This window comes from Amphritea opalescens, from assembly GCF_003957515.1.
GTDB classification, from domain to species: Bacteria; Pseudomonadota; Gammaproteobacteria; order Pseudomonadales; family Balneatricaceae; genus Amphritea; species Amphritea opalescens.
Map to the genome: position 1 here is coordinate 352,709 of NZ_RQXW01000002.1, position 11,285 is coordinate 363,993.

Here is an 11,285-nt window from a genome sequence, read left to right on the forward strand (position 1 = left end):
TAAATATTCAGTCAGGTAGGTTTTTGTCATGAGTACCTTCACGCCCAGTATGCGCGTCCTCTGTCGCGATGCTGAATGGTTAGTTACAGGACCGACCGTATGATAAAAAGAAGTCTATCGAAGGCGGTTTTGATGACCGCCCCTTGCGCTTGAATAAAAATATGCGTGATAGCGATGAGTGGAATGAAGCCTTGATGCTCAAACGAGCGAAACGGCTGGCAAAGATTGCCTTGAAGTTATGGCCAAAGTTAGATGTCGGTGCACAGGCCGTGGCTGAAGCGGAGCTGAAAGATAAAAAAAGACAGGCCGCAGGGCTGACCGTTGAAGATGTGGGTGGTATGCGCGCACCCATTAAAAAACTCTATGAATTACTCGAAGAGCGAGTTTTACGCATTGATCATGACATCTCAGTGATCACTACCAAAAAGAATCGGACCTTTTACACACTGTCGCCTTTTATTCAGGCAATACCCCGTAAAAATAAATTGGCAGTGATACTTACACTTGATTATCAAGAACTGGATGCCAACGCACTAGGTTACTGCTCAGATACGCGTGATTGGTCTTTTGTTGCCAACGTTGATTTAAGCGGTGTGTATTGTGATTTGCATACTAAGGATGATTTCGAGTGGTTGAGTGGATTGATCAATAAGGCTTATGAAGAAACTTTGACATAGTGATTAAACTATATTCCATTTTTTTGGGATGAAATTGCGACATGTAAGGATACGAGGAATATTTAATGGCAGGTTTTATTCAAGACCCCATGCAGTTTGTCAACCTGATAGGGGATAACCTGAGTGATCGTTATCGCAGCGGTTTCCCTGTTATCAAAGAGCTGATCCAAAACACCGATGATGCCAAAGCCACTCAGTTGGATTTTGGTTTGGTTGCTGGTATTGACGATGCAGCGCATCCACTATTGAAAGGCCCCGGACTTTTTCTGATTAACAATGGTGAGTTTAAAGAAAGTGATGCGCGCGGGATTCGCTCTTTTGGCTTAAACAGTAAGGCCGATGACAATTCCAGTATCGGAAAATTCGGCTTAGGAATGAAAAGTGTTTTTCACTTTTGTGAAGCCTTTTTCTTTTTGGCTACAGACGGTGATCAGAATTACCATGAAATTTTAAACCCCTGGAGTGGGCCTGATCCCGAAAACTCCCTGCATACCGATTGGGATAACTTTAGCGAAGAGGATGCCGAGCGTATTCGGAGCCAGCTGACCACGGTGACTGGACAGGGTGAGCAAACAGAGGCGAGTTTTATTCTTTGGTTGCCATTGCGAAAGCGCGAACATCTTAGGCATGAAGATGGCAAAGAAGGCTGGGCGATCGTTTCAGAATATGTGGGGGACCATAGTACGCTATTAGATTTTTTGCGTGAAGGCGATCTACCGGGCCAAATAGCTAGCCTGTTACCAATGCTGGGTAACTTGCGTGATGTTCGTTTTTGGGATTTACAGCAACAACAGAAAGAACCAGGTTTCAGTATTACCTTGGCGGCAGATGATCAGCGTCGGCAATTGTTACAGGCGGTTGAAGCCAGTAGTAACCAGCAGCCCCATTCCCCGATGATATTGGCTGGCCGTATTGATTACCACGGCAATGAGAAAGAGAAGTCTTCGCTTCAGTTTTCGGGCCGTGAAGCATTTGGCTGGAACGATGCGCTGACCGCTATGCATGCCCATGATCTTTGGCCTTTCAGTAATGTACGTGACCGTTATGGGGAGCCTAAACAGGCTAAGGATAAAGCTCGCCCCCATGGAGTCGCGTTGTTTAGCCGGATGCCGGGTAACGGAAAACTCACCACGCAATGGGCCGTGTTTTTGCCGATGGACGAAACCGCATCGGAAACGGTGCGCTGCGACGGTAATTTTAATTTTCAGTTAACGCTTCATGGTTACTTTTTTATTGATGCCGGCAGGCAAGGTATTGATGGGCAGGAGTTGTTTGCTAATACCGATACTCCAACCTACGATAGTGATAAAACCATTAAAACGGCTTGGAATATTGAGCTGGCTCGTTTGCAGGTGTTGCCATTGATTCTTCCTGCACTCGCGGATTTTTGCCAGTCGGTTAAGGTGGATGATAGAGGGAGAACAGCTTTAACACAGGCCTTTGCTGACACCGTTTTATGGCGTGACTTACAGGCGGCGATTACTCAACAGCATGCTTGGTTACGCACCTTGGATGCAGAGGGTGTTAGTTGGAAGTTGCATGACTCACCACGTTTAGTGCGCCCTCTGCCAGAGCCCGCGGTTAAAGATGCTGGTAGGCCTTGGCAGGTATTTCCTGCATTACTGCAATCATCCGATTGCCCGATCTTTACGGTTGATTCCAGTCCGCGCTTAATTGATCCGTCGATCAATATTCAGTGGCAGGAAACAGAACTGATTGAATTATTTCGCCAAGTCGATATGAAGGTGATTTTTACAGAGACGACACTGCTGGATTATCTGGTGCGTTTTTGTCTGGAGTCAGCAGGCCCCCATAAAAATCAGGGGACGGTGCAGGTTGAATTACAGTCGTTACTTAGAAGAGCCTTAAGCACATTAGGTGAAAAGGCTTTGCAGCTTAATCGGAAAATGATTCAGGGTTTTGTAGCTTGTCTGGTAGAGGGGAGTTGCCTAAAGCTGGATAACGAATTACCCCCAGTTTTATTAAACCGATTGCTGGAAGTTGAAACCCAAGTTTTACCGCTACCTACTCAGTTTTTTGATGGCGATACACGGGTTGCTAAAAGTATTTCAGTAGAAGATGCTGCCGCATTATTACGGCAGGTGGATGCTGTTATCCGCACGTCCGCGGGTAACAGTGAAGCACTGGAAAACTCCGCACTCAAAACTGCAGATCAGATATTATTAGCTGTTGATCACGATTTAAGATCTTTGCTGCTAACACGTTGTGCCGATTTACAGATTCTATCAGCTTATGATTGCCGCAAGACGCGTACTCTGGCGGTATCTGCCAAGCAATTGCGTGAGGCAAAAGAACTGAGTCTATTATTTGGTTTTTCCCAGGGTAGAAATCCGGAGGAGCGTCGTGGTTTTGCATCAGAATACCAAAGGGTTCTTGCACAGCAGTCGGTATTATTAGTGAATGCTCAAACCTGTAATTTGGTATTAGGACAAACCATGAAACCTTGCAAAGGCGACGCTATTCTCGAATCTTTGGGTCGCAAGCCTCATGTGTTGGGATGTACTAAATCACGCAGTGCGCTGGCAAGCCTAGTGGGCGCACCTATCGATGCAATATCGAAAAAAGGTTTCCGATATTTACTTCATGCCAAGCCGGAGTACTTTGAAGCGGATGATACGTTATGGTTATTGGGTTATCAGCAGAAACCTGTTTGGCAAAAATTGTGGGTGGTGATGAATGAGGGGGATCAATCCCCATGGAGTTTGATAGAGACTACGGTCGCTGATTCGATCCCAAGAGGCTTGTGGTCTGACCTGAATATCAGAGAGATAAAAGCCGAAGCTATACAGCAGGAGCTAGCTGAGCATGAATTGGCATCGAGGCTGGATACTGAGTCCTTTACTCAGCAAGAATGTGCTGACTTGTTGGCGGATATTCAGGATGATGATTTATGGAAACTGCTGCCTTTTCATTGGTCTTGTCATGGTTTTCCCGTTTCAGCTAGCGGTGATGATATCTACCTGAGTGATGACAATTCGCTGGATTCTGAACTACTTGAAAATATCCACCTGATTAAAAGCAGTGCCGACCTTAGCGAGCAACGGCGTCAGCAACGCATGCTTAAACCGCTGAATGATATCGGCATGTTAGGGGTGTTGTTGGCCTCCTCGGAGCCGGTGACGTACTGGCAGGATATTCTCACTATCATGTCGAGAAACCAGCTAGGCCATGATGAGCCTTTACAGCTACGACTGAGTCGTACTGCATGGTTACCAGCAAAAAGCGGCGATGTATTTAAACCGGAGCAGTTGATCGATTTAGCGGACAGGCTTGATGAACTTGATCAGTTATACGCGTTGGTGCCAGAAAAGTTCTGTTTACCGCACCAGCTGTTAGCGGATGTATTAGAACATCAGGCTTTTAATGATTACTGCCGTCCTTTATTTTCCCGTGGTCAAATGGGTTTGGTTCAGCTTGCCGAGGTGTTGAATAACCAGCCGAGTTATCATGTCGGTTCATTAGCCATTTCTCAACCGGAAGGATTGGGCCGGATAGCTTCTGCACTAGCTACCAGTTCTTTCCCAGGTTGGCAGTTATTGGCGCGGTTGGCTGAAACGCTGGAGATTGAAGACCTTTATCAAAAGCTCTGGCCGGCGATGAAGCACAGCCTTGGGCTGCCTCGTCAGTTACAGATGCTGACGTGGCTAGCTGAAAATGGACAGTCTGGTCGAGCGGAGGTGGACGCCTTTAACGCCTATCTAGAGGTTTTCTCAAGGGAAGCTGAGGCGGAAGCCCATTTGATAGATTTGTTATTGCTTAATAAAAGCCGTTGTTGGGTACCTGCTGATCAGTTAGTTGCCGGCGTGGAAGGTATTGCTCCGGCTCATGTGCTGGATGATTACCAAGCTAGATTACTCGCTAATTTAATCAATGAGGATGTGCGCCCAGCCAGTCGATCGGTTTCAGAGGCTGCGCCTTCTACCTCACTGATGCCTAATGCCACCGGTAATATTCTTCGTAATTATTTTGAAGCGTGGTCCGGTAGGGTGCTCGATCCTTTAGTCGCTTCGTTGATTGTGTTGTTAGGTCGGGAAGATAGTACACGGGAGCTGGCCTCAGATTGTCTGAGACCGCACTCGTTAGACTGGTTGATTGGTCAGTTACCTTGGCAGGTACCTGATACGCCTCGCGATCAGGAGAGTAAGACTTGGCTGCACGGCTTTCAACTTGAGCAAGCGCTGGCTCATTTCAGCGTGGCCATCAATGTCCATAATGAGAGTGAAACGACAGTCCAGTCTGTTCTGGGTAATACCATCAAGGTATCACTGGATGAAGATTTTGAGTCCTTGTTTATTGGTAAACCGTCGTATTATTCACAGGGTAGTAAGGGCTATCTGATCAGCTTAGTGCTGAGAAAAATTGATCCTGCCAGTTATTCTGATGCAGAGTTGTCAGATTATATTAAGTGCTCTGTGCGCTATTTATTGAAGAGTTTATACGGCCAGAGTAAGCCGATATTGGATGGGTTGTGGACCGAGCTGGATAAATCCGATCAGGTCGATATTGAACTGGCTCGGGCGCTGATCCTCGATAACATTCCTTTCTACCTGAAACAACTAGGGGCCCATAAACACCCAGAACTTGATTTGCGCCTTCAGGCTTACGATGATGCTAGAAAGCAGGTAGCTGAATTTAAGGGGAATCCAAAAGAGGAGGAGTTTAAAGTCAAGCAGGAAAGGTTGTTGGTTGATCTTCAACAGCTACTTGAAAGTAATGCCTCAGTGCAAAAATCTGTACTGGAGGCGATTCGTACCAAAGTGCGCGATTATCAATATCAAGCTTGGAGTATACCCTTCGAGGTATTTCAGAACGCTGATGATGCGGTCCATAATTTAGAAGAGATTGAAGCCTGGCCGGCGAAGCCGAGTGATGTGGAGCCATTACCGCCGGCATTGTTAAAGTTTGTCGTTCATATTGAACCTGACAGAGTGACCTTTATGCACTGGGGGAGAGCTATTAACCAAATTGGCAGCGGTACCTTCCCTGGGAAAAAACGTAAATTCGATAATGACCTTGAAAATATGGTGATTTTGTCGGCATCGGATAAAGGGGACGACGTTACTGGTAAGTTCGGGCTGGGTTTTAAAAGTGTGTTATTAGTCAGTGATACACCTGAAATTATCAGTGGACGCTTACATGCACGTGTGATGGGTGGTTTGCTGCCGTCGGCTTGGGAGGACACCAAGTATGTTCAGGGTTTATTGAGAAAAAACCAAACGCAAAAACAGCGTGGGACGGCAATCAGCTTGCCTTTAAGAGAGGGCGTAGATATTAAATTTATGGAGTCCTTCATGCTCCGCGCTGGCGTATTAGCGGCATTTTCGAAAAAAATCCGCGAAGTTGATGTTCATCAGCCGAATGGCACTAGCTTACAAGTACGTTGGATGCCGGAGATCTTCGCTGACTGTGAGGGGGCGGCGATTGGCAAAGTGCAGTTGGGGCTAGGTGCGACTCAGCGGGTAATGAAGCTGGATCTTGGGAATGGTGCATTGTTATTGGCTATTGATGCCATGGGTTTTACCGAGCTTTCTTCGGAGTTACCGAATATTTGGGTTACTGCGCCCATTAGTGAAAGTGATCATTTGGGATATGCCATTAATGGCTCATTTGAAATCGATGCCGGGCGCTCACGGCTGGCTGCTGAATCTGACATTAACAGAGCGTTGGGCCTTAAGTTAGGAGATGTAGTAGAGAGAAAAATCACCCAATTGTTGGCTATAGACTGGCCCTTGTTGCAGGCTCAACTTCAGCTTAGTGAGAGTACCACTGCTTATCAGTTTTGGTACAGCTTGTGGAAAACGATGCTTGGAAAACTTCCACGTATTGCGAATGATTCTGGGGTACGTGTGATTGCACAGCCATTGGCTACCGCAGCATTGGGTCGGTTGGCTGGTAGTCGGAATTTTGTTCCTAACGGCTTGCCTAGTAGTTTAGGCCGTTTGCTGAAGTGGCAGGAGGTGAAATACATCTTTAAAGGCGTATTGGCTCAACCTGACTTACTTAAGGCATTGGGTGAGACAGACCTGTTTGGAGGGCATATCAAAACCAATAATGCGATTGCGGAAGAAGTGGCTACGTGGTTACGGTTGGTCGTGCCGGAATTCAAAAAGATAAACGATCAATGGGTGTCTTTGGGTTTTGCTGATCTTTTATCGAAAGTTTCATTTAAGGAAGGAGTCTCTCAGCATGATGCATCGATACTTGGAAAAGTGCTCAATCAACAGGCGCGGGATTCATTGCTAGAGGGCGGCAAGGCATTATTGGATGATTTTGATACCAGTGTTAAGCAATTAGAAAAGCTTAAGTTTCAATCCCGAGCCGGTAGTTGGTTGCCCGCGAATGAGTTATTGACTTCAATGGGAACGGAAGATGAAGTACGGCGCTGTGGTTTTGCTCCCGCCACGCATATTCTTGCCAGTAGCTATGACGATGTGGCTGTGAGTTTCTTTAAATTATGCAGGCGGGGTATGGAAGCTCGGGCAGAAGTTCTGGTGGCCTGGTTGCTAGAGGCTGCTACTGATCAAAAGCAGGGAGCTGCATTGCGTTATTTATTGGAAGGTGATCTTTGTAATGGCGTTGCGCGGCATTTACTCGACGGCGATTTATCTGGTACTTGGGTTTCCGAAGTTGACGATGACTCGCCTTTATTGTCGGATTGGAGTTATACGGATAAACGTGAGTTGCTTTACAAAGTATTGGTTACCTCTAAAGACATTAAAACGCTCATTTTTGAAAGTGGAAATGAACCGGATGATTTTGAGCCGATAGATCCTGCTATAGCTCTGAACAAAATCTATCACTGGTGGCAACAGGAGCAGGAAGAGCAACTGGATGAATATAGTAGCTCCGTTTACCCTCGCGAAACTCAGATGATTTTGGACGATGACGAAGAAGGTCGATTTGATCGCTCCTCTTGGCTTAGCCTGCTTTTGCTTGGCGGTTTTCATACTTTGGGTAGAACTAAACCAGAACAGCATAGGAGCTTTATAGAGGACTGTCAGCGACGTGATTGGTGGCGTATTTTCTCTGATGAAAAGCCAGAGTTGCGCTTTCAGGAATGGATGAATGTACTGGAAGAATTTATTTCCGCCCAGGTTGATAGTCAGCAGTATGAACTTTGGATGATGCGTTTTCCGGTTATTTATAAACTATCCCGTTATCTGGATGATTACACTGAGCTTTTTATTGGCTTGGATCGTTATGAGGCCCCATTTAAATTATCTACTGTACTGAGTTCACGTGTGGATGAGGCGCAACAGGGTGGAGGTATTAGTGCGCCTGCAGTGGGAAAAAGTCTTGGCATTGGTAGTAATTTTGTTATTCGAGAACTGCTACGCCATCAAATTTTAAAAAGCTCGTATCTCTTTGAGCATGCGTTTGTACCTTACAAGCGTGTTTGTGATTTGTTACGTGATATGGGCTGTACTGGGCTAGACCCTTACGCCAGTATCGAGAACTCACCGAGAATATATCAGTTTATTAGTCAGCACCTGGACGAAAAGAACGTGAGTTTTGACAATGCTTGGGACATCCCTTTGATGATGGTTGCTGATGATTGGTCTTTACAGCAAGAACTATTAGGTAGAGAAATGACGGATTGGGATGAGGTGGGTGGTGAATAGCACAGACCCTGTTATGGCACTGGCCTCTGGCGACGAAGTACTGCATGGTAAATTTGGGCAGGGGATTGTTGAATTTGCTAAAGATGAAACGGTTATCGTCAGGTTTGTACATGGGCTGGAAGAGTGCAGTTTGTCATCACTGGAAAAACTGGCAACGTTGAAATCCGCCATTACTAAAGGAGAGTTCTATCCTCCAGCTCAGGTTATTACCCGTGCCCAAGCTGCCTGCATACAATCAGCTAATGATGCTTGGGGTGTATTTTCACGCTCAAGAATTAATTTGTTACCGCATCAGTTGTGGGTTTGTAATCAGGTGCTGAAACAATGGCCTGCTCGTTACATGGTGGCCGATGATGTTGGCTTGGGTAAAACCATTGAGGCGGGTTTAATGCTGTGGCCATTATTATCGAAAGGTTTGGTCAAGCGTGTACTGATTTTATGCCCTGCATCATTGGTAGAGCAGTGGCAGTTTCGGTTGCGAGATATGTTTGACATACGGTTGACTCGCTACTCCACCGAAGCAGATACCCCCAAAGCGGATTTCTGGAATACCCATTCCCAAGTCGTTGCTTCTTTACCTACACTTCGTGCGGACAATAAAGGTAGGCATCAACGCATGCTTGAAGCTGAACCTTGGGATTTGTTGATTGTAGATGAAGCCCATCACCTTAATACGGAAGAAAAGAGTGAGCCGACGCAAGGGTTTCAGCTAGTCGAATCTCTCTTGGAAAAAGAGCAGGTCGAATCTTGTATATTCTTTACCGGTACTCCCCACCGAGGTAAATCCTGGGGGTTTTGGGCATTGATGAATTTATTACGACCTGACTTATTTGATCCTAACAAATCGGATGAAGAACAGATTATTCATTTGCGAGAGGCGCTAATTCGTAATAATAAAAGTCTTGTTACGGATATGCAGGGTAATAAATTGTTTAAGCCTGTTAGTGTCTTCCCAGAGGTGTATAGCTATAGCCCAGAGGAGGCACAGTTCTATCAGTTACTGAGTGAGTTCATTACTGGGGGCAAGGCCTATGCAACATCTTTATCTTCACAGGGAGGCAGGCAGGTCATGCTGGTGCTCATTGCCATGCAGAAACTTGCATCGAGTTCAGTTGCGGCTATTCGTAACACATTGCGCAAGAGGTTAATGCGCTTGCGCGCTTCGTCCGCTGACATTCACCATGGTATTCAGTCTAGAATAGATGGTTCAGATATTTTGCTAGATGGTGAAGAAAAGCTCGAGGTTGAATTGGCAAAATCCATGATGGCAATTATGGAGCATGAAATGCCACATTTGGAAGCTCTGGTTGAAGCAGCAGATCAAGTGTCGGAAGATACTAAAATATTGCGTATTTTGGGGGTGCTGGAAGAACGCTTTAACGGTCGGAATGTGTTGTTTTTCACTGAATACAAAACAACACAAGCGGCATTAATGTCGGCACTTATGAAGCAGTATGGCGAAGACTGCGTGACCTTTATTAATGGTGATGAGCGGCTAGAGCAGGTGCAACTTCCCAGTGGTCGGTTTAGTACTCGATCAATAGGCCGTGCTGATGCGGCTGATCAGTTCAACGAAGGTAAGGTTCGGTTTTTGATTTCTACAGAAGCGGGTGGTGAAGGTATTGATCTTCAGCACCGTTGTTATTCGTTGATTCATGTGGATCTTCCTTGGAACCCTATGCGCCTGCATCAACGGGTTGGTAGACTAAACCGTTATGGTCAAAAAAACGCTGTAGATGTAGTGACAATCCGAAACCCTGACACTGTGGAGTCTAGAATATGGGATAAGTTAAACGATAAATTGGAACGTATTACAGAGGCTCTGGGCAGTGCGATGGACGACCCTGAAGATTTGTTGCAGTTAGTCTTGGGCATGTCTTCTTCCAACGTGTTTACTGAACTTTTCAGTGGCGCGCAGTCAGTTAGAGCTGATCGGTTGGATAGTTGGTTTGATGATAAGGCGACAACCTTTGGTGGTGAATCGGCAATTGATACGATCAAGTCGATGGTTGGGCATACTGCGCGCTTTGATTTGCAGGGATTAAAAGATATTCCTCAAATTGATTTGCCGGCGTTACGTCCTTTCTTTGAGTCGATGCTAAAACTGGCCAGTAGACGGGTTAGCCGAGAAGGGGATGCGATTACTTTTAAAACACCGGATGCTTGGTTGAATTTACCGGGAGTACGTCGTCGCTATGAAGGTTTGGTGTTTAGCCGTGAAGTGACAGGTCGAGATGCTAGCGAGACTGTTATCGGTGTTGGACATAAAGCGTTTGATCAGGCAATGCAGAAAGCTCATGGGCAGCAAGTGTCATTGTGCTACTTACCTGAAACGGAAGACTCGTTGGTGCTTTTTCAGATATATGACCAGATAACGGAAAAGGCCGGGCATATTCGAGAAGCCGTTGCCGGTGTAAAATTTAAGATGAGCGAACCGGTTGAGAATTGGGAGGTACTTGGTGATTGGCGGGTTATCGATTGGCTTAATACATTAAAAGCTGAAACTGACGGTGACCATGTCGTAGCCCCTGAGGTATCTGAACTTACAACGCAGCTAGAACAGGCCAGTACTTTGTTAGGAAAAAACTTGGCAACACTCGGCTTACCATTTTTAAAACCCGCGTTTCGTCCTGTACTGTTGCTAAAAGGCAAATAACAATCTGTGCAGTGATAATAATATTTTAGTTGGAGGGTATACGTATGTTGCCGGCCACTCTAACGCAGGAAGTTAAAAAACAGGTTCAGCACTATCTTGAAGCAACTTATCCACTAAGGGATGTTGAAGCTGCGCTTGCCCGTTTTATGGGCGATATGGATAACGGTCTTATTAAAGACCTCTGGTTACAACTACGTCGGCCATTCAGAGCGGCGGTCGATAAAGGCGAGCAGTTTTTGGATCTGACTATTCAAAGTATTTAATGATTAAGATCTGAAAATTCAGGGTATTGAGTCAATGATTAAGGAA

Annotated in this window: 4 protein-coding genes; all 4 read left to right on the plus strand. The window is 45.8% G+C overall.

What is annotated here, in order from left to right; all coding sequences use genetic code 11:
* Positions 1-161 precede the first annotated feature (161 nt).
* The 4 genes from EH243_RS03815 (at position 162) to EH243_RS03830 (ending at position 11,239) form a co-directional block, all read left to right on the plus strand.
* Positions 162-677, plus strand: a complete 516-nt coding sequence (locus tag EH243_RS03815) for a hypothetical protein (RefSeq protein WP_126157305.1) — start codon at positions 162-164, stop codon at positions 675-677.
* A 65-nt stretch (positions 678-742) separates the two neighbouring features.
* Positions 743-8,320: a sacsin N-terminal ATP-binding-like domain-containing protein gene (locus tag EH243_RS03820; RefSeq protein WP_126157306.1), complete on the plus strand. Its 7,578-nt coding sequence runs from the start codon at positions 743-745 to the stop codon at positions 8,318-8,320.
* Complete coding sequence (locus EH243_RS03825) at positions 8,313-10,976, plus strand: DEAD/DEAH box helicase (protein ID WP_206441496.1); 2,664 nt, start codon at positions 8,313-8,315, stop codon at positions 10,974-10,976. Before EH243_RS03820 ends, EH243_RS03825 begins: the two co-directional genes overlap by 8 nt.
* 44 nt (positions 10,977-11,020) lie before the next feature.
* Positions 11,021-11,239 (plus strand): hypothetical protein, encoded by a 219-nt coding sequence (locus tag EH243_RS03830; RefSeq protein ID WP_126157307.1) that lies wholly within the window; start codon positions 11,021-11,023, stop codon positions 11,237-11,239.
* The last annotated feature ends 46 nt before the right edge of the window (positions 11,240-11,285 follow it).

Excerpts from the sequence above, each read along its gene's own strand:
- EH243_RS03815 (WP_126157305.1), top strand. The coding sequence starts at position 162 with ATGCGTGATAGCGATGAGTGGAATGAAGCCTTGATGCTCAAACGAGCG.
- EH243_RS03820 (WP_126157306.1), top strand. The coding sequence starts at position 743 with ATGGCAGGTTTTATTCAAGACCCCATGCAGTTTGTCAACCTGATAGGG.
- EH243_RS03830 (WP_126157307.1), top strand. The coding sequence starts at position 11,021 with ATGTTGCCGGCCACTCTAACGCAGGAAGTTAAAAAACAGGTTCAGCAC.